The following is a 20,118-nucleotide window of genomic DNA, read 5'->3' on the forward strand; positions in this document are numbered from 1 at the left end:
ACGGCACGACCGCTTTTTCAGGGGGTTGGCGAGACCAAAAGGCGTTTCGCGCTAGACTTCCTGCTTCACGCCCCGCGCCTCATCATGTCCGAAGTCCCCGAAGCAATCGAAATCAGCGACGCTCTCGCCGATGCCCTCCTCGCCGGCCTTGCGCGTCCCATCGTGTTCGTCGATCTGGAAACCACCGGCTCGAATGCGACCGAAGACCGCATCACCGAAATCGGCGTGGTGGAGGCGAGCACGGCGGGTATCGAGCGCTGGAGCGTGCTGGTCGATCCCGGCGTGCCGGTGCCGCCGTTCATCGCGCGGCTGACCGGCATCGAAGACGCGATGTTGCGCGGCCAGCCGAGCTTCGCATCGCTGGCCCCGGCGCTGGCCGAGCGGCTGCAAGGCAAGCTCTTCATCGCGCACAACGCGCGCTTCGACTACGGCTTTCTCAAGAACGAATTCCGTCGCGCGGGCATCGCCTTTCGCGCGGATACCTTGTGCACGGTGCGGCTGTCGCGGGCGCTGTTTCCGTCGGTCGAGCGGCATGGCCTCGACGCGCTCATCGCAAGGCTCGACCTCGCGCCGACGGGACGCCATCGCGCGCTCGCCGACGCCGATCTGCTCTGGCAGTTCTGGCAGAAGATCCACGCGCTGTACTCGCAGGATCTCGTCGATAGCGCCATCAAGGCGCTGGTGCGCCGCGCGAGCCTGCCGGCCGCGCTGCCCGAAGGCACGCTCGATACGCTGCCCGCGACGCCCGGCGTCTATCTCTTCCACGGCGACGACGATATTCCGCTTTACGTCGGCAAGAGCATCAACCTGAAACAGCGCGTCGCGGCGCATTTTTCGGGCGATCACAGGCTTGCCAAGGATCTGGCGATCTCGCAGTCCATCCGTCGCATCGAAACCCGTGAGACGGTCGGAGAACTCGGCGCGCTGCTGCTCGAAGCGAAGCTCGTGAAGGATCTGAAACCGGCGCATAACCGGCTGTTGAAGGGCGCGTCGGGCGCGTGCGCCTGGCAATGGCTGCCGGGCGCACCCGCGCCGGTGCTCGTGAAAGCAAGCCGGCGCGATCTGTCGCGGGAGGATCAGCTGTTCGGCGTCTTCGCGACGCGCGCAAAAGCGCATGCTTTCCTGCGCCATCTCGCCGATGAACACGCGCTCTGTCCCGTGACACTCGGTCTCGAGAAAGCGCCGCTGTCGCGCGGACGCGGCTGTTTCGGCTATCAGGTGAAGCGCTGCCGGGGTTCGTGTGCAGGCATGGAAAGCTTCGCCGATCACGCCACGCGCGCGCTCGACGCGCTGCAAAACGCACGTCTCGTGCGCTGGCCGCATGAAGGACCGATCGCCATTGCCGAACGCAACGAAGGTTCGACGCAGGAAGCGTGGCATGTGATCGATCGCTGGTGCTACCTCGGCACCTGTGCCAAACGCGAGGACATCGCCGCGCTGCTCGACGATGCCCCCGACCTGCGTCCGTTCGATTCCGACGTGTATGCGCTGATCGCTAAACGCCTCGCGGCGGGCCGGCTCGAATGGATCGCGTGCGATGCGCGGCCGGGATTCCATCTCATCGCCCAGGAGCCGCCCGCAAGCGTGCGCCGCGCGACCCATGCGGCAAAAGTAAAGGCAACGCACCCGGCACGACGCCGCGCCCCCGCCGAGGCACAGTTCGCGCTGAGCTTCTGAGCTTCGGAACGCCCGTTTACGCGAGTCCGCCGTTCGCGCGCAGCACCTGGCCGTTCACCCAGCCCGCGTCCGGCCCGACCAGGAACGCAACCACCGACGCGATGTCGTCCGGCTGCCCGAGCCGCTCCAGCGGCGCCATTTTCGCCATGCCCGCGATCTGCTCGTCGGTCTTGCCGTCGAGGAACAGCGACGTGGCCACCGGCCCCGGCGCCACCGCGTTCACGGTGATGCCGCGCCCGCGCAGTTCCTTCGCGAAGACGTGCGTCATCGATTCGACCGCTGCCTTGGTCGCGTTGTAGATCGCGTAGCCGGGCATGTTGAGGGCCAGCGCCGTGCTCGAGAAGTTGACGATGCGTCCGCCATCGCCCATGCGCGCCGCAGCCTCGCGCAACGTGTTGAAGGTGCCGCGCACGTTGATGTCGAAGGTCTGGTCGTAGAGGGCATCGCTGGTGTCGGCGATGGGCATCGTCTTCATCACGCCCGCGTTGTTGACGAGGACATCGACCGCCCCGAGCTCGGCCTCGACCGTCGCGAACATGCTGCGCACTTCCTCGGCATTCGCGACGTTCGCACGCACCGCAAGCGCCACGCCGCCCGCTTCGCGCAACTCGGCGACGAGCGCATCCGCCTCCTTCGCACTCGATGCATAGTTCACCGCGACGGCAAGGCCATCGCGCGCGAGACGCCGCGCAAGCTCCGCACCGATACCGCGCGATGCACCCGTGACGATGGCCACGCGCTGACGTTCCGTCTTGTTCATGCTGCTGCTCCTTGAAGAGTGAGGTTCGATGAGCAGCATGATGAATCATTCCGTTTCCGCGATCATCGGGCGGGGCTTAGTATCATCGTTCCATCTGCTTCAACAATCCTTCATCGATATCGAACCGCCATGGATCGCTTCCAGGAAATGCAGGTCTTCGTGCGCATCGCGGAGCGCCATAGCTTCACGCAGGCCGCCGACGACCTGCAGATGCCCCGCGCCACCGTCACCAATCTGATGAAGCGCATGGAGGAACGGCTCGGCGCGCGCCTGCTCGAACGCACGACGCGCACCGTGCGCCTCACACACGACGGCGAAGCGCACTACCAGCGCTGCGTGCGGCTGATCGCCGATCTCGAAGAAGCGGAAGGATCGTTCCGTCACGCCGAACCCAAGGGCCTGCTGCGCGTGAACCTGCAAGGCACGCTCGCGCGCACCTTCATCATGCCGGGGCTGCCGGCCTTCATCGAACGCTATGGAGAGATCGAGCTGCATATCGGTGAAGACGACCGGCTCGTCGACCTCGTGCGCGAAGGCGTGGATTGCGTGCTGCGCGCGGGCACGTTGCAGGATTCGTCGATGATCGGCAAGCGCGTTGCATTGCTCGAACAAGTGACGGTAGCGAGCCCCGCGTATCTCGCGCGGGCGGGTATGCCGCACGATCTCGAAGCGCTGATGTCGCATCGCGCGGTGAACTATGTGTCGAGTGCGACGGGACGCGTGGTGCCGCTGGAGTTCAGCGTGAGAGACCGCATCGAGGCAGTCGAACTCAAGGCGACGGTCTCGGTGACCGGCGTCGAGATGTACACGCAGGCGGCGCTCGCAGGCTTCGGCATCGTGCAGGTGCCGCGTTATCACATCCATGATGCGCTTGCGGAAGGACGCCTTCAGCTCGTGCTCCCGGACTTCGCGCCGCCGCCGATGCCTGTCTCGGTGCTCTATCCGCATAGCCGGCAGTTGTCGGCGCGTGTACGGGTTTTCGCGGATTGGGTGAGCGCGGTCTTCAGCGAAACCGATCACGCGTTGCTTGGCCTGGCGTCGAATCACGCTTGAAAGCAAGCATGAAAGTCAAAGAGGCCAGTACCCCACGCATGGGGTACTGGCCTCTTTTCACGAAGCTTCGCGTGCGCCGAACCTGACGGACGCGAACTTCGAACGCAACGTCAAAGCATCAGAGCATCAGAGCATCAGAGCATCAGAGCACTCAGGCTGCTGCGTCCTTCAGCTTCTTCAGCGCGCGTGCCTTGATGCGGACGCTTGCCGGCTTGGCCGGGAACCAGCGCTCGGTGCCGGTGAACGGGTCCTTGCCGAAGCGCTTCTTCTTGGCCGGAACGGCTTGAGCCGAGATCTTCAGAAGACCCGACAGCGTGAATTCGCCGGCGCCCTTCTTGTGGATCGAACCGAGGATGGTGTCTTCCAGCGCGACCATCACGGCCTTGACTGCCTTCACGTCCACTGCTGCGCGCTCGGCCAGATGGTTCGCGAGCGATGCCTTCGTGAACGTATCCTTGACCGGCGACAGTGCGCCCGTGGTGGTCTTCTTGGCAGCGACTTTCTTGACGGCAACCTTCGGTGCTGCAGCTTTCTTCGCCGGTGCGGCAGTCTTCGCCGTGGCTTTCTTGGCCGGGGCTTTCTTGGCAGCGGTTTTAGCGGAAGTCGGCATGTTTCTCCTACCTGTTTTTTGGTCAGTGATATTCGAATACGTTCGCACCGATGCGTTCGTATCACGCCGGATTCTACATACGCCAAGCGAGTTCGTGCGAGTCTTTTGCGTTTTTATATCGCTTTTACAGGGGTTTTTCGTGGTGCCGCGCAGACATGCGGCTCATGAAGCCATCTCGATGCATGCTTCCTTGATGTTTACCGCACGCCATGCAGGCGCTTTCATCATCGATGCGCGATGTGCGCGATGAGCGGATAGTGATCCGACGCGACACGCGACAGACGTGTGCGATGCACGTCCACGCGCATCAGACGCTCGCCCGGATGCACCCAGATGCGGTCGAGCGCGAACAGCGGAAAGCGCGTCGGAAAGGTGCGCAGCGCAGTGGCGCGATGAAAGTGCGTGACCAGTCGACGAAGCGTGCGGCCATAGACGAACCACTCGTTGAGATCGCCGAGCAGGATCACCGGCAGCGCGGGCGTATCGAAGCTCTGCAGCACCTGCTCCACTTGCGCGCGCCGCTCGCTCGACGCCAGCCCGAGATGCGTCGCGACCACGCGCCACACCTCGCCGCCGCAATCGATGTCGGCATCCAGCGCGCCGCGCGGCTCGCGGCTCCGGAACGACAGGTCGAGCGTGCGCACCGCGCGCACCGGATAGCGCGTGAGCACCGCGTTGCCATAGCGGCGCTCGGGCGTATCGAGCGTCGGTCCCGCGACGGCATGCAGACCGGTCATGCGCTGCAGCACGTCGAGCACGTCATGCGCGCCACGGCCACCAAGCGGCACTTCCTGGAGCGCGAAGACATCGGCGTCGATCTCCGCGAGCACTTCGCCGATGCGCTGCGGCGAAAACCTTCCGTCGATGCCCACCGCGCCATGCAGGTTGTATGTCGCGATACGCAGTTCGCGCGCGCGGCTTTCGCTCGTGTCCTGCAAGTCGATCACGGGTTCGTGCAGCGGCGTCATGAGTTGACCTCGTCGGGCCGCGCGTTGCGCGCCGCTGGATCGCGCGGCATCGCGCCGCTCTCGTGCAGTTCGCTCGCGCGCTTCGCTTCTTCGCTGGCGCGCGGCTTGTCGGCATCGCCGGGTGCGCCTTCGTGCGCATCAGGCTGAGCGCCGCCGAGGAAACGCTGCAACAGCAGCGACACGCCGATCAGCGCCGCGCCGATGCCGATCAGCACCGCAAACGAGCCGATCGTCGGGCGGTGCAGTGAAGCGACCAGCTGATGGGCGAACGCCACCGTGAGGAAGATGCCGGGCCCCATGCCGAGCATCGTGCCGATCATGAAGTCGCGCATGCGGATATGCGAGGCGCCCGCGACGAGATTGACGATTGAGAACGGCGCCACCGGCAGCAGACGCAGCACGACGACGGCCACGATGCCGCGCTTCGCGACACGTTCTGACAGCCGGTTGACGCGCGCACCCGCGACTCGGCGCACGACATCGCGCCCGAGCCAGTTGCCGAGCGAATAGGAGACGGCCGCCGCGGCCATCGTGCCGAGGAAGGCATACAGCCCGCCCCATGCCGCGCCGAACACGAGACCGGTGGCCGCGATGAGCAAGGTGATCGGCACGGAAATGACCGCCGCCACGACGTAGGCCAGCACGATCCAGAGCGGCGCGAGCGGCAGCGCGTCGATGCGGCGCGTCGCGTTCGTCAGCGAGCGAAGGTTGACGTAGTCGCCGAGCGAGGTCCAGTGCAACAAGCCCGCGACCACCACGACCATCAGCGCAAGTACACCGAGCAGCGCGAAGCGGCCGATGAGCGGCCGGGTCTTTTCCGCGGGCACGAACTGGTCGACGAGTTCGTCGGCGGCGATCGGCGTTTCCGGATCGATCAGCGCTTCGGTCGGAATCAGTTGATCGAGTTCCCTCGACACCAGCGGATCCAGCGGCACCAGCGTGCGATGTTCGTCGCGCTCGCGCAGCAGCGCCTGGATCGCCGCGTTCATGCCGCCATGCGCGGCGCGTTCACGGTCGATGTCCGCGATATCGCAGCCGAGATGTTCGGCGAGCAAGGTGTCGCGCATGGTGGCGATGGCGCGGCGGATGCGTGCATCGCCGCGAGCATCGATGGCGATGTTGCATTCGCTGTCCAGCACCATCGAACGATTGTTCAGGTTGGCCGAACCGACCATCAGCAATTCGTCGTCGACGATCATCAGCTTGCTGTGCACGTTGACGATCTCGTCGCCGAGTTTCGGCACGCTCGGACACAGCAGCTGGTAGCGGCCATGCGTGTCGGCGTCCTTCAGCAAGGCGTGCAACCGCGCCCGCAACACGCCCATGGTGACTTCCTGAAGCCAGCCGCTCTGGTTGCGCGGCACGACGATGGCAAGGTCCGGTCCGTCCTCTCGCCCAAGCGATTTCGCGAGCGCCGCGCCGATGGTGCCCGACGTGAAGTACTGGTTCTCGATATAGATGCTGTGCCGCGCCCGCGCGATGGCGTCCAGATACTGCGCGCGAATCTGCTGCACGGGCTCGCGGCCGAGATAACCGGGCTCGGTCAGCGAGATGGCAATCTCGACATCTTCGAGATCGACACGCCGCGACGGCGGCCAGGCATCGTGTTCGAGGTTTGCCCGATGCGCGCGGATCGCGAGCTGTTTGCCGCAGGCGCGCGCCCAGCGCTCGCGCGCGAGCAGGCCGATTTCGCGCGCGGCCGCGCCATCGAACATCGTGTGGACATCGTGAAAGGGCTGGTAGCGCGTGCCGTTCGCATCGCGGCGCAGCGGTTCGTCGGGTGCATGCGCGGTGGTGTCCCAGCGCGAGCGCGTGAGATCGAGACCGCCGACGAACGCGAGCCGGTCGTCGATGACGACGAGCTTCTGATGCTGCGAACCGCCCATCGGATGCTTGCCGTCCATCTGGAACGCAATGCGCCGGCTGGTGCGCCAGCCCATCTTGTAGACGGGCAGCCACTCGCGTTCGAACGCGTAGAGCATCGCGAAGTCCCACGCCAGGATGTAGATGCGCAGACGCCGCTTGTGATTCGCGACCGCATGCAGGAAGTCGCCGAGCGCTTCGGGGAAGCCGTCGTCCGCGCCTTCGGGCGTGAGCTTCATGCGGCTGTCGATGTCCCAGCCAAGGATGAACACAGTGCGCTCGGCACGCGTGATCGCCTCGCGCAGCACGCGAAAATAATCCGCGCCATCGATCAGCAAGCTGAAGCGTGCCGCGTGACGCACGCTCGCGCAGTTGCGTCCGGGCTGGAAAAACGGCTCGTCGTCGCTTGCCTGATTCATGCGCGTCTCACGCCTCCGTGTTTCCTTGCGTCAAATGTCTTTCGTTTTGCAAGCAGCATGCCCGGCGCGATGCTACCCTTCGCAGCACATGCCGATGCGGAGCTTCATGCGCAATGAACGACACCGACTCCCTCGAACAGCACGACGAACGCGCAGGACTCGTTCCACTCGCGGCGGCCTCGGTCATCGTCGGCTCCGCGACGGGGGCCATCGGCGTGGGCTTCCGCTTTTCCCTCGAACGCGCGGAGGCGTGGCGCACTGCATTCGTCGCGTGGGGCCACGCGGGACATGAGGCCGCTTTCGTACTGGTCGTGCTCGCGGCGGCCGTGGGCACCGGGCTCGCGACCTGGCTCGTCGCGCGCTTCGCGCCGATGGCCAGCGGCAGCGGCATTCCTCATGTCGAAGCCGTGCTGCACGGCAAGCTGCCGCCCGCGCCGCTCGTGCTCGTGCCCATCAAGTTCGTGGGCGGCGTGCTCGCCATCGGTGCAGGTCTTGCATTGGGACGCGAAGGTCCGACCGTGCAGATGGGGGCATCGATCGCGCATGCCATCGGCCAGTTCATGCGGCGCACCGCCGGCGATTGCCGCGTGCTGCTCGCGGCAGGCGCGGGCGCGGGACTCGCGACGGCCTTCAATGCGCCCATCGCCGGTGCGGTCTTCGTGCTCGAGGAACTGATGCGGCGTTTCGACACGCGCACGGCGGTCGCGGCGCTCGGCGCTTCCGCAAGCGCCATCGCAATGGCTCGTCTGCTGCACGGCGATCTGCCCGACTTCCACGTGCCCGCGCAACCGTTCCCCGGCTTCGCGATGACGGGCGCGCATCTGCTGCTCGGCGTGTTGCTGGGGTTGCTGGGCGTGGCGTATTGCCGCGCAATTCTCTGGACGCTCGATATCGCCGAGTCGCTTTCGAGGCCGCTGACGGTCGCGCATGCGACCGCGCGCGCGGCGCTCGTCGGCGCGGCGGTCGGCGTGCTCGCGTGGTTCGCGCCGGATCTCGCGGGCGGCGGAGATGTGCTCACCGAACGCGCGCTGCTCGGCGCAGGCACCGTCGCGGGCGTGCTCGCAACCCTCGCGCTGCGCTTCGTGCTGGGCACCGTGTCGTATGCGGCGGGCACGCCTGGCGGTCTGTTCGCGCCGCTGCTGGTGCTCGGCGCGCAGACCGGACTCGTGTTCGGGCGCCTGTGTCTCGACTGGTTTCCGGGCATGTCGGCGGTGACGGGCGACACCAGCACGTTCGCGGTTGTCGGCATGGCCGCGTTCTTCGTCGCGGTGGTGCGTGCGCCCTTGACGGGCATCGTGCTCGTCACGGAGATGACCGCCAGCTTCACCCTGCTGCTGCCCATGCTCACGGCCTGCTTCACCGCGATGATCGTGCCCATGCTGTTGCGCGTGCCGCCGATCTACGACTCGCTCGGGGAACGCGCGGCGGCGGACAAGCGGTGATGCTGCGTTTTGCGTTTTGCGTTTTGCGTTTTGCGTTTTGCGTTTTGCGTTTTGCGTTTTGCGGGCTGCGGGCTGCGGGCTGCGGGCTGCGGGCTGCGGGCTGCGGGCTGCGGGCTGCGGGCTGCACGTTGGCATTATGCGTTTTGCATTCTGCATTCCGCGGACCGTTGCGGTAGTCTCGTCCGCTGAACACTCGCGCGCCGCTCGTCATCGATATGGACAATGAGCGGCGTCTCTTCGACTTCATCTCAGAGAGGACACGCAATGGAATATCGACATCTCGGCGCTTCCGGCTTCAAGGTTCCGGTCTTGAGTTTCGGCACCGGCACGTTCGGCGGCAAGGGCGAATTCTTCCAGGCCTGGGGCGAGACCGACGTGAGCGAGGCACGCAAGCTGATCGACATCTGTCTCGACGCCGGCGTCACGATGTTCGACACCGCCGACCTCTATTCGCGCGGCGCATCGGAATCGATTCTCGGCGAAGCACTCAAGGGCCGTCGTGACAAGGCCATCATCTCGACGAAGGCCACGTTCCGTTTCGATCCCGATGAACCGAACGCCGTCGGCTCGTCGCGCTTTCATCTGATCGAGGCGGTCAATGCGGCGCTCAAGCGTTTGCAGACCGATCACATCGACCTGTTCCAGCTGCATGGCTTCGATGCAAAAACGCCGGTGGAAGAAACGCTTTCCACACTCGACGACCTCGTGCGCGCGGGCAAGATCCGCTATACGGGCGTGTCGAATTTCTCGGGCTGGCATCTTCAGAAATCGCTAGATGTCGCTGCGCGCTACGGTTACCCGCGCTACGTCGCGAACCAGACGTACTACTCGCTGATCGGCCGTGACTACGAATGGGAGTTGATGCCGCTCGGACTCGATCAAGGCGTGGGCGCTGTCGTGTGGAGCCCGCTCGGCTGGGGACGCCTCACGGGCAAGATCCGGCGCGGCCAGCCGCTGCCCGAGACCAGCCGCCTTCACAAGACCGCCGACATGGGGCCGCCCGTGCCCGACGACTATCTGTACCGCGTCGTCGATGCGCTCGACGCCGTCGCCGAGGAAACCGGCAAGACGATTCCGCAGGTTGCGCTCAACTGGCTGTTGCAGCGTCCGACGGTCGCAACCGTGCTGATCGGCGCGCGCAACGAGGAACAGTTGCGGCAGAACCTCGGCGCAGTGGGCTGGAACCTCACGCCGGAACAGGTCAAGAAGCTCGATGAAGCGAGTACGGTGCGGCCGGCCTATCCGTACTGGCATCAGCAGGGCTTTGCGGAGCGCAATCCGTTTCCGGTGTAAGTGAGCAGGAAGGCGCGCTTCTTTTCCGTACTGGAAATCTGTCGGCGATCTGTACCGGTACTGTACCGGACCACTCCAGTACACTGGGTTCATCGATATCCCAGTTCAAGGAGCGCGCCATGCCGCAGGAACTCTTCAACGCTCTGCCCGCCGCCGCGCTGTTCGCCCTCGTGACGACCATTACGCCCGGCCCGAACAACACGATGCTGCTCGCCTCGGGCGTCAATTTCGGCCTGAAGCGCACGCTGCCTCACGTGCTTGGCATCAGCACGGGCGTTGCCATCCTGATGATCGCGGTCGGGCTGGGCCTCGCGCAGGCCTTCGAACGCTTGCCGTGGCTCTATACGGTGCTGGAAGCCGCGAGCGTGGCGTATCTCCTGTATCTGGCGTGGAAGATCGGTACGTCGTCGTCGGTGCAGCTGCGCGACGGCCAGAGCCGCCCGATGCGCTTTCACGAAGCCATCGCGTTCCAGTGGATCAACCCGAAGGCGTGGATGATGGTGCTGACCGCCGCAACCACCATTCACCTGCATGCCAGTCTCTCGCTGAATGCGGCGTTGATGGCGCTCGTGCTGGTCGTGATCGGCTTGCCCTGCATCACAATGTGGGCGGCGTTCGGCATGTCACTGCGACGCTTTCTCGCCAACCCACGCTGGCTGCGCATGTTCAATCTGTCGATGGCGCTGCTGCTGGTGCTTTCGCTGTATCCGATCGTGGCCCATTTTTTCGCATGATGCATCCAGGCGCCGCGCGCTTTGCCGGATCGCCGGGACCGGTGCATACTGGTCCGACGCGCCGGCACGCAAAATCTGCCGTCCTCCTTGCAAGTTTGGGACAGGATGGTACAGAAGCTTCCAGCAAGCACCTGCGTGACTGCTCTAGCGGCGGTTACAGTCCGGCGCGTACATGCCTTGCTTGTTCGTCAATTCGCGTCGAATTTCCGGCGCGGCTTTGCAATCTGTTCAAGGAGTACGTCATGTCTGGAGCCAACCGCCCATCCGGTCCCGCCACGCGCAAATCCCTCGATCTCGCCGATCAGATCGAGCGCGATGAACTGGAGAACAACCTGCCGGATGCGCTAAACAGCGTCGATGATGAAGACGATCTCGACGATGAATCCGACTCCGAACGCACACTAGGCCGTTAGCCTTCCCTGCCGTGCCCCTTGCGTCTCCCATGGCGCATCCCGCGACGCCGCACTGCCGCTCAGGCCTTGCGGCGTTTTCATTGCTGGGCACGGGCGTTGCTTCGTGCCATCGCGCGGCATGCACGCCATGAGCGAAGCGGCATCGGCATCCGCCCGGCTGCGAATCATTCGATCAACCGATCCCGTGGAGGACTTCATGCTTCGTTACGCTGTCATCTTCTTCATCATCGCGATCATCGCCGCCTTCTTTGGCTTCGGTGGCATCGCGACCGGCGCGGCGGAAATCGCCAAGATCCTGTTCTTCATCTTCATCGTGATCTTTCTTGCGACCTTGCTGCTGGGCGTGTTCAGACGATGACGCTGCATTGAGGTTAAAAAAGACGCGCGGACCTCTCTCGAGTCCGCGCGTTTTTTTTATGGCCGCATGGTTCAGCGAGCGGCCGTATCGAGCTGCAGGGTTTCGCCGAATTTCAGCACCGTGAATGCATTGGCGGGCAGACCGGCGTGGCGCACGGCTTCGGCCAGGCGACGCGGAGGTTCGTCGAGCGGCTCGTCGGTGAGTTCGAACGTGCCCCAGTGAATGCCGATTGCCTTCTTCGCGTGGACTTCCTGGAAGATGCGCACAGCCTCTTCCGGATCCACGTGTTGCGCGTGCATGAACCAGCGCGGGTCATAGGCGCCGATCGGAATCAGCGCGAGATCGAAACCACCGAACCGCGCGCCGATGTCACGAAAGTCCGGCGAATAGCCGGTGTCGCCCGCGAAGTAGAACGAGTACGGATGCGCCGCGCCTTCAGGCGTCTTCACCACCCATCCGCCCCACAACGTTTCAGAACGATCGAACGGCGTGCGGGCCGACCAGTGCTGGCTCGGCACGAACCAGATATCGAGCCCTGACGCGTGCGTTTCATCGCCCCAGTCGAACTCCTGCGCGTTCGTGATGCCGATGTCGTTCATCCATGCCTTCACGCCCAGCGGCACGAGAAAGCGCGGCGGGCCGCCGGCCTGGCGATTCAGCGCCTCGACGGTGGGCTTGTCGAGATGATCGTAGTGATTGTGCGAGATGAGCACGACGTCGATGTGCGGCAGTTGCTCAAGCGTGAGCCCCGGCGGCGTCTTGCGTTTCGGGCCGGCGAACGAGAACGGCGACGCACGCTCGGACAACATCGGGTCCGTGAGGATGTTCACGCCGTTGATCTGCACGAGTGCGCTCGCATGACCGATCCATGTGAGCGTGTTCGCTGTACGGTTAGCCTTCAGCCACGCGACGTCGGGCTGGGCCGTCGGGAAGTGATAGCCGTTGGCCGGCGGCTTCGGCAAGCCCTGCGTGAAGCGTTCCCAGCGCCATTTCAACAGGGATTCACGCGGCAAGGTGCCGTAGTTGTTTTCGAAGCCTGAAGCCGTGCGTTTTGCGTGATGCAGCGGCTGGGGTTGGGTGGTGTCGGGTGGCTGGGACGTTTGATCGCCTTGCGCGGAGGTAGTCGGGGTACAACCTGCCAGCAGTGCGATCGTGCAGAGGGCGACGCGAGTGGTTTGCATCAGCGCGCCGGCCGGGAAACTGGGAAACCACGGCATGTCGTTGTGCCTTGATGTGCGCATGAATCCGATTGTACGGAAAGCTTCCCGGGACTTCAGGCATGACGCGGAGGGAGGTGTTGTCTGTCCATCGCCAGTGGCAGGCGATGGACGATATCAGAGCGGGTCCGCTCCTTAAATCTGATACACGATGAAGCTGGTGGGCGAAAGTGTGGCCGGAAACGCAAAGAAATTCGAGAGCGTGTTTCCGCTCAGCGGTTCGAAATACTGGACCTTGGATATTTCGTCGCTTGCAGTATTGGCCTTCGTGAATCCTACGTTGAAGAAGGTGATACTTCCGTAGTTCGCCACGGGCGCGCGACCAATCCATCCAACAATGCCCGGCTGCTCCATGACGACTTCAGCCGATTTATTGCCCGGATCCAATGCACTCGCGCCCGGCGCCGAACCTTTCGTGTTGAACATCCATTTCGGTGAGGTCGCGCCTTTGGCCGTGGCCGATTCCAGGAGGGTGTAACTTCCATCGAGGTTTTGGACGACCATTGCCGTCACCGTATCGCCCGCTGAAAGCGGATATTGGGCGCCTCCAAACTGCGGACCGGCCGGGACAAACTCGTAAAAGACCGCGTATGATGGCGTCGTTCCGTTGCACGATTGGGCGGTCCCGATTTGCTCCAGGGAATTTTGCTTCAGCACTGCGTCGTTGTAGCCCCCCAACCCAACCCAAGCGTAGGAAGCAGATGCCCCGCCGGCAGCGATTGCGCTGCAATCCACGGACGGTACGACCCAAGACGCGTACACGCTCGAATATGCTGCGTCGTTTATGACGTAGCCAGCCCAATTTTGCATTGTTACGTCGGCCGTACTGGCTTGTGCGTGAGAGGCAGTTGCATCAATCAATAACCAGGAAAACGCGGCAAACATGAATAATTTATTAATGACCGATTTATCCACTTTCGACTCCTTAGATTGGTAAAGGTTGTTCAACACACCAGATGAAGCCTTGTTAATCTAAGATGCATTCAGTCGCTTTATCTACCTTATAACTCTTCTATTACACAGTTTGGCAGATTCAATGAAACCGTAAACTGAATTATTTATCGAGGCATTAAATCTACCTGGGGAGCCAAGCGGCATTGCGGCTCATTAACACCAGGGCAAACACGATTCGCATCTGAAATCCAGCCTCGAAGAGGGTGGTGGAAGACAATGTGATAAAACCGAAGAACGCTGCTGAATGAAGCCTGCGGGCCAGACACTATTTCGGAAATTATTATTATTGGAGTACCCCCTGAAAGTCCGGACACAGTCGCCCACTTGCAATAGTGGGCAGGCTTAAGACTGTGTATATGACTAACAACAAGGACGAAGTAATGGAAGTGTTGCGCGGACCTGAGCATCGGCGGCGCTGGTCAGCGGATGAGAAGCTGGCGATGGTTCGAGACACTTCGAGCCAGGCAAGACGGTTTAGGTGGTTGCGCGGCTGCACGGCATCAATCCGAATCAACTGTTTCAGTGCGCAAGCTGCGTCAGGACGGCAGCCTGTCGACGGTGAGCGCTGGTGAAGAAGTTGTTCCGGTATCTGAGCTGAGCGATGCGCTCAAGCAGGTAAAGAAGCTGCAGCGCCTGCTCGGCAAGAAGACAATGGAGAATGAGCTTCTCCGGGAAGCAGTGGAGGTGACGAAGTCGCGAAAATGGATTGCGCGCTCACCCTCATTGCCGGGAGACGGCCAGTGAAGCAGATCTGCGACGTTTCCGGCGTAGCGCGCTCAAATGTGTCGGTAAAGTTCGCACGTGCTGCTGACTGGCGGGATGGCCGTAGTGCAAGCCGGACGGATGATGCTGGCCTCGTTGATGAAGTTCGGTCGCTAGTTGCTGGCGTGCCGACCTACGGTTATCGACGCGTCTGGGGGATGTTGCGGTGCGAGCGGGAATCGCGACGTGCGGCTCCGGTGAACGCCAAGCGCGTTTACGCTGCTTCACAGGAGGCCTGCGAGGCCAGGCATCGAGCGGCGGCTAGCGCGCTGAAATACCGCTCGCCGCGCGAGTTCCGACGTAGAACCGATTCATCAACCTTGGTGTGAGATGGTGTCCGGAAATGCGGGGCAAATCCAGTCTCACGCGCCGCATCGCACGTGGCAAGCGCGCTGCGCGAAGAGGGGCGATCCAAAGTACTCGCCGAGGGCATCGCGGATGTCATGGCCCATTGCGGGCATGCCGGGCTTGGGCTGTTTCTCGCCGCCGTCCGGCACTGGCTCGACGACGCGGTTACGACGAAGCGGCGCACACCGTGCAGCACTACATCGAGAACGGCACAGTGCCGACGCTCAAGCCGGTAAAGGCTTCGCGCCGGCGCGACGCGCGCATCTGACACCCGCGGCGCTTACGTAACGCGCGGCCGTAACGCCGCCGTGACGCGTCAAGCGCGGAACCACCCCGCGTCGACGTAAAACTCTCGCCCAGTACAACGCGCGCCATCATCAGAGGCGAGAAACAGCACCATGCGCGCGATATGCTCCGGATCGATGCGCTCATGAAGGCATTGCTGTGCGAGAAGCTTCGCTTCGCTGTCCGGCGATTGCCACAGCTTCATCTGCCGCGGCGTACGCACCGCCCCCGGAATCACCGTATTCACGCGAATGCCGTGCTCCCCAAGCTCACGCGCTAGCCCGCGCGTGAGCCCTTCTATTCCCGCCTTCGCCGTCATATAAAGCGTGAGATCGGGCAAGGCAAGGTGCCACGAAATCGAGCCCATATTGATGATCGATCCGCGCCGCTGCGTCCGCATGCGTTGCGCCGCCGCCTGCGCGCAGAAGAACTGATGTCGCAGGTTCACGGCCATGCGCTCGTCCCAGTAAGCAGCGCTGACGTTGTCCCATTGATGACGATCGTCGTTCGCCGCATTGTTGACGAGCACGTCGATGCGCCCTGCTTCGCTCGCGATGGCATCGAAGGTTTGTTCGATGGCGGCGGGATCGCGCAGATCGCAGTAAAGATACTTCGGCGCGTGTGGTTCACCCGCCAACGCCTGTTCGAGTTGCCGCGAATCGGCATCGGCCACGTCGATGAAAAACACGCGCGCGCCCTGCTGCGCGAACGCCTCGACGATCCCCGCACCGATACCGCTGCCGCCGCCCGTCACGACGACACACTGGTCCTTCAAGCTCGGATAAATGGCAAAGGACATGATGGTGCACTCAGTGTGAGTGACGCGGATTGCCGCGCGTTTCGATCACCTTCAGATACAACGTCGCGGGCTCGAGACAGCCGCCCGTCGACAACTGCCCCACGGTCTGTCGATACAACTCCTGCCACGGCGTTTGCGCAACCGGCACGGCGAACGCGCTATCCGCGCGACGGCTTTCGAGCTCGGCCTCGCCAAGCAGCACGTTGACGGAACGCGCGTTCAGGTCCACGCGGATCATGTCGTTCGTGCGCAGGAGCGCGAGGCCGCCGCCCACCGCTGCTTCCGGCGACATGTTGAGAATCGACGGACTCGCGGACGTCCCGCTCTGCCGTCCATCGCCCATGCAAGGAAGGCTATCGATGCCTTGCTTGATCAACTCCGCCGGCGGCGCCATGTTCACCACCTCCGCGCTGCCCGGATAACCCACCGTGCCGCAACCGCGGATTACGAGAATGCAATGCTCGTCGATGTTGAGCGACGGATCATTGATGCGTGCGTGATAGTCCTCCGGACCATCGAAAACAATGGCACGCGCCTCGAACGTGTTCTCGGCACCGGGCTCGCTCAGATAGGTCTGGCGGAAAGCATCGCCGACCACGGACATCTTCATGATCGCGCTGTCGAAGAAATTGCCCGACAGCACCATGAAGCCCGCACCATGTTTCAGCGGATCGCTTGCCGTGCGGATGACGTCGTTGTCGGCGGCGGGCGCGTCGCTGGCAATATCGCCGATCGTGCGGCCCGATACCGTCATGCACTGCCCCGCGATCAGTCCCGCCTGGTCCAGTTGCCTGATGACCGCCGGCACCCCGCCCGCGCGATGAAAACTCTCGCCGAGATAGTCACCCGCCGGCATGCAGTTGACGATCAGCGGTACAGGCTCGCCATGACGTTGCCAGTCATCGAGCGTCAGTTCGATACCCATATGACGCGCAATCGCGATCAGATGCGGCGGACAGTTGGTCGACGCACCGAGCGCCGAGGCCACCACGATGGCGTTGATGAACGCATCGCGCGTCATGATCTTCGAAGGCTTGAGGTCCTCGCGCACCATCTCGACGATGCGCCTGCCGGTCGCATACGCCATCTGTCCGCGCTCGCGATACGCGGCGGGAATGCTGGCGCAGGTCGGCAGCGACATGCCGAGCGCTTCGGCGAGGCTGTTCATCGAGAGCGCGGTGCCCATCGTGTTGCAATGACCGATCGATGGCGACGACGCCGTCGTCAGTTGCATGAAGCCCTCATAATCGATCTTGCCCGCCGCGAGCAGATTGCGCGCATGCCAGATGACCGTGCCGGAGCCGACCCGCTTGCCTTCATGCCATCCGTCGAGCATGGGGCCGCCCGAGAGGACGATGGCCGGCATGTCGACGGTCGCGGCCGCCATGAGACAAGCCGGCGTGGTCTTGTCGCAGCCGGTGGTGAGCACGACGCCATCGAGCGGAAAGCCGTGCAGGATTTCAACCAGCCCGAGATAGGCGAGATTGCGGTCGAGCGCCGCGGTTGGACGGCGGCTCTGTTCCGCCAGTGGGTGAACAGGAAACTCCATCGGGATGCCGCCCGCGTCGCGGATGCCCGCCTTCGTGCGCGCGGCCAGCTCGATGTGATGACGATTGCACGGCGCGAGATCGCTACCCGTCTGCGCAATGCCGATGATCGGACGGCCGGACTGCAGTTCTTCTCGCGTGAGGCCGTAGTTCATGAAACGTTCGACATACAACGCCGTCATGTCGGCGTGAGAGGGATCGTCGAACCATTCCTGGCTGCGCAGCCGTTGTACCTTCTGCTGGGGCATGATTTGTCTCTCCATGTGATGCGCCTCGTCCGGCCCGAATGCCGGCGCTGCTGTTTTCATGGTTCCGTTACCGGTAACATCGCGATGCATGGTAGCACGCGTGAGCAAACCTGCTGCGGTTCAGGCGCTCTCCCTCGCCACCACGTAGTACCCCACGCGCTCACGCTTCCCTGTCGGCTCGACGATGCCGTTCTCACGCATGTCGAGCGCTTCAAGCAGCATCGCGCCCGCGCGACAGCCGATTCCGTATGCATCCACCGATACTGTGGTGATCGACGGCGTACAGCAGGCCGCGACCTCGAAATTGCCGAAGCCCGCCACTGCGACGTCGTCCGGCACCGAGAGCCCGCGCCGATGGCATTCCATGATCGCACCAAAGGCGGACATGTCGCTCACGCACATGACGGCTTGCGTGTCGGGCCAGGCTTCGAGCAACGCGGCCATCGCGGGGCCGCCGTGACTCATGGTGATCGGCGATTCGCCCAGCCGGATCACGCGACGATCGTCGAGACCCAGTGCCTTCATTTGCGCTCGGAAGCCCTTCAGGCGATCGAGGCCGCGCCGGTCGAGTTCGCTCGCGCCGCCGAGAAAGCCGATGCGTTCGTGCCCCTTGCCCGCCAGATAGCGGACCATTTCGCGTGCTGCGCTGACATTGGAGAACCCGACGGCGGCGCCGATCGGATCTGTCGTTGCATCCCACATCTCGACGACGGGAACGCCCGAGCGGCGCAGCAGCGTGCGCGTCGCTTCGGTGTGGCGCGATCCCGTCAGCGCGATGCCACGCGGCTGATGACGCAGCATTGAACGCACGAGGCGCTCTTCGCGGTCGAGATGGTAGTCGGTATCGCCGATCAGCAATTGCAAGCCATGTGGCTCCAGCGACGCTGACAGGCCCCGGACGGTATCGGAAAAGTTGGAGCTTGCGAGCGACGGCACCAGCACGGCCACGAATTCGGACCGGCCCGAAGAGAGCGCGCCGGCGGCGGCATCGGCGACGTAGCCGAGTTCATCGATGGCCTTCTGCACGCGTTCGCGCGTGGCAAGCGCAACGCTATGGCCCGCCAGCACGCGCGACACCGTCATCTTCGACACACCCGCGTGGCGAGCGACGTCAGACATGCGCGGCGGGTTCGCTCGCACGGATGTAGGAGGGTTGAGACAGCGGGTCAATCCACCCGCACCCAGCCATCCTCGCGTTGTTCCAGCGTGATGTGCAGCTTTGTCTCGCCCGCTTCCCGATCAGACGCCGTCACTTCGGAAAACGCCCGCTTGACGTCGCGATCATCGGCCCAGGGGGCCACGTTTTCGAGCTTGTACGTGTAAGTGACATCCGAGCGGTGCGCAGTGGGATCCGGCTCCGTCCAGCTCGCGACTTTGTCGAGCTTGACGTGCGCGTAGCAGATCTTCCAGGTATGCGGGTCGTTCGTGGCATTGGGATCGCCCGCCGGCCGATTCGTTTCGACCGCGTACTTCTGCCCTTCGCCCGTCAGGCTGTAGGCGACGCCGTTCTGCTTGGCGCTGGCATTCGCGGGCGTGGTTGCCGCGCGAGCGATCAGACCGGCCTTCTCCAGCGCGGCGAGTTGCTCGCGCAAGGCGCCGGCAGCGTATTCGTTGAGGTCCTGGTTGCTATAGACCGATGGAAACGTATAAGGGCCGCGGCCGCTGCGGTTCAGACAGAGCAGACCGCGGCTGGTTTTCATGTCGGCGGATATTGCATCGCCCAGGCTGGACTCGCTCGCGTCGTTCTTCTTGCCGCATGCGGCAACCAGCAAGGCGGCGCTCAGGGCTGCGATCAACAGGCTCGTTCTCATATGCGCTCCAGTGAGGGTCGACATGATGGCTCTCGTCGTCATTCTACCGACAGAAAGCGAAGGTCCGACATCGAGATGGTGTCAGAACGAGATAGCAGGATGCAAATGCCAGGCCCGACCTCGGCCCAGGCCCTGAAACGCAAAAACCCCACCTTTGTGGGGTGGGGTTTTTGTTTGGAGCATGAGGAGCCTGACGATTACCTACTTTCACACGGGTGATCCGCACTATCATCGGCGTGGAGTCGTTTCACGGTCCTGTTCGGGATGGGAAGGGGTGGTACCGACTCGCTATGGTCATCAGGCATGACTTGTTGTTGTGTCGTCGGGGACGGCACAACCAATCTGGGAAGAAGTAGAAGTGTTTGGGGTGGTGATTGTTGGCAACAACGGCTCACTCAACCGGTGTGGCCCCCTTCGGGGGTTGCATTGACTAAGCGCTGAAGCGCCAAGTCACTGCGAAACACACTGGTTATAGGATCAAGCCTTACGGGCAATTAGTATCAGTTAGCTCAATGCATTACTGCACTTACACACCTGACCTATCAACGTCCTGGTCT

General features: G+C 63.3%; 17 protein-coding genes, 1 rRNA gene and 1 pseudogene. 8 read left to right on the forward strand and 11 right to left on the reverse strand.

The annotated features are described in order from the left end of the window. Positions 1-84 precede the first annotated feature (84 nt). The gene (locus QCE62_RS32505) at positions 85-1,677 is read left to right on the forward strand and encodes an exonuclease domain-containing protein (RefSeq protein WP_309927008.1); all 1,593 of its coding nucleotides are present in this window, start codon (positions 85-87) and stop codon (positions 1,675-1,677) included. Positions 1,678-1,693: 16 nt separating this feature from the next. Here QCE62_RS32505 and QCE62_RS32510 read toward each other — a convergent pair whose 3' ends face one another. Continuing rightward, positions 1,694-2,437, reverse strand: coding sequence for an SDR family oxidoreductase (locus tag QCE62_RS32510; protein ID WP_309927010.1), 744 nt, complete (start codon positions 2,435-2,437; stop codon positions 1,694-1,696). Between the two features lie 129 nt (positions 2,438-2,566). Between QCE62_RS32510 and QCE62_RS32515 the strand changes: the two genes are divergently transcribed. Further along, positions 2,567-3,490, forward strand: coding sequence for a LysR family transcriptional regulator (locus QCE62_RS32515; RefSeq protein ID WP_309927013.1), 924 nt, complete (start codon positions 2,567-2,569; stop codon positions 3,488-3,490). 151 nt (positions 3,491-3,641) lie between these two features. Here the strand turns inward: QCE62_RS32515 and QCE62_RS32520 are convergent, their stop codons facing one another. The 3 genes from QCE62_RS32520 to QCE62_RS32530 all read right to left on the reverse strand — a co-directional run bounded on the left by QCE62_RS32520 (position 3,642) and on the right by QCE62_RS32530 (position 7,350). Further along, positions 3,642-4,100: an HU family DNA-binding protein gene (locus QCE62_RS32520; RefSeq protein ID WP_309821010.1), complete on the reverse strand. Its 459-nt coding sequence runs from the start codon at positions 4,098-4,100 to the stop codon at positions 3,642-3,644. A gap of 224 nt (positions 4,101-4,324) precedes the next feature. After that, positions 4,325-5,068 (reverse strand): endonuclease/exonuclease/phosphatase family protein, encoded by a 744-nt coding sequence (locus QCE62_RS32525; protein ID WP_309927015.1) that lies wholly within the window; start codon positions 5,066-5,068, stop codon positions 4,325-4,327. Continuing rightward, complete coding sequence (locus QCE62_RS32530) at positions 5,065-7,350, reverse strand: VTT domain-containing protein (protein ID WP_309927018.1); 2,286 nt, start codon at positions 7,348-7,350, stop codon at positions 5,065-5,067. The genes QCE62_RS32525 and QCE62_RS32530 overlap by 4 nt, the downstream gene beginning before the upstream one ends. 113 nt (positions 7,351-7,463) lie before the next feature. On the opposite strand from QCE62_RS32530, the gene clcA reads away from it, so the two are divergent. The 5 genes from clcA to QCE62_RS32555 all read left to right on the forward strand — a co-directional run bounded on the left by clcA (position 7,464) and on the right by QCE62_RS32555 (position 11,590). Then, entirely contained in the window at positions 7,464-8,792 is a 1,329-nt protein-coding gene (gene clcA / locus QCE62_RS32535) for a H(+)/Cl(-) exchange transporter ClcA (RefSeq protein WP_309927020.1), read from the forward strand. Positions 8,793-9,056: 264 nt separating this feature from the next. Then, the gene (locus tag QCE62_RS32540) at positions 9,057-10,085 is read left to right on the forward strand and encodes an aldo/keto reductase (protein ID WP_309927022.1); all 1,029 of its coding nucleotides are present in this window, start codon (positions 9,057-9,059) and stop codon (positions 10,083-10,085) included. A gap of 119 nt (positions 10,086-10,204) precedes the next feature. Next, positions 10,205-10,819: a LysE family translocator gene (locus tag QCE62_RS32545; RefSeq protein WP_309910943.1), complete on the forward strand. Its 615-nt coding sequence runs from the start codon at positions 10,205-10,207 to the stop codon at positions 10,817-10,819. A gap of 242 nt (positions 10,820-11,061) precedes the next feature. Next, positions 11,062-11,232 (forward strand): hypothetical protein, encoded by a 171-nt coding sequence (locus QCE62_RS32550; protein WP_309927024.1) that lies wholly within the window; start codon positions 11,062-11,064, stop codon positions 11,230-11,232. A 196-nt stretch (positions 11,233-11,428) separates the two neighbouring features. Then, entirely contained in the window at positions 11,429-11,590 is a 162-nt protein-coding gene (locus tag QCE62_RS32555) for a DUF1328 family protein (RefSeq protein WP_035509367.1), read from the forward strand. Positions 11,591-11,661: 71 nt separating this feature from the next. Here QCE62_RS32555 and QCE62_RS32560 read toward each other — a convergent pair whose 3' ends face one another. Then, a complete protein-coding gene (locus QCE62_RS32560; RefSeq protein ID WP_309927026.1) occupies positions 11,662-12,771 on the reverse strand; it encodes an MBL fold metallo-hydrolase in 1,110 nt (369 codons plus the stop codon). Positions 12,772-12,942: 171 nt separating this feature from the next. Further along, a complete protein-coding gene (locus QCE62_RS32565) occupies positions 12,943-13,722 on the reverse strand; it encodes a G1 family glutamic endopeptidase (protein WP_309927029.1) in 780 nt (259 codons plus the stop codon). Between the two features lie 419 nt (positions 13,723-14,141). Here QCE62_RS32565 and QCE62_RS32570 point away from each other — a divergent pair. After that, positions 14,142-14,741, forward strand: a pseudogene (locus tag QCE62_RS32570) (transposase); the annotation flags it as partial. A gap of 446 nt (positions 14,742-15,187) precedes the next feature. On the opposite strand, the gene QCE62_RS32575 reads toward QCE62_RS32570, so the two are convergent. The 5 genes from QCE62_RS32575 to rrf all read right to left on the reverse strand — a co-directional run bounded on the left by QCE62_RS32575 (position 15,188) and on the right by rrf (position 19,863). Beyond that, entirely contained in the window at positions 15,188-15,955 is a 768-nt protein-coding gene (locus QCE62_RS32575) for an SDR family oxidoreductase (RefSeq protein ID WP_309927031.1), read from the reverse strand. 10 nt (positions 15,956-15,965) lie between these two features. Next, entirely contained in the window at positions 15,966-17,750 is a 1,785-nt protein-coding gene (locus QCE62_RS32580) for an IlvD/Edd family dehydratase (RefSeq protein WP_309927033.1), read from the reverse strand. A gap of 120 nt (positions 17,751-17,870) precedes the next feature. Further along, a complete protein-coding gene (locus QCE62_RS32585; RefSeq protein ID WP_309927035.1) occupies positions 17,871-18,869 on the reverse strand; it encodes a LacI family DNA-binding transcriptional regulator in 999 nt (332 codons plus the stop codon). Between the two features lie 47 nt (positions 18,870-18,916). Continuing rightward, positions 18,917-19,561 (reverse strand): hypothetical protein, encoded by a 645-nt coding sequence (locus QCE62_RS32590; protein ID WP_309821038.1) that lies wholly within the window; start codon positions 19,559-19,561, stop codon positions 18,917-18,919. Between the two features lie 188 nt (positions 19,562-19,749). Beyond that, positions 19,750-19,863, reverse strand: a 5S ribosomal RNA gene (gene rrf, locus QCE62_RS32595). Positions 19,864-20,118: the final 255 nt, after the last annotated feature.

This window comes from Caballeronia sp. LZ033 (genome assembly GCF_031451265.1).
Lineage (GTDB): Bacteria > Pseudomonadota > Gammaproteobacteria > Burkholderiales > Burkholderiaceae > Caballeronia.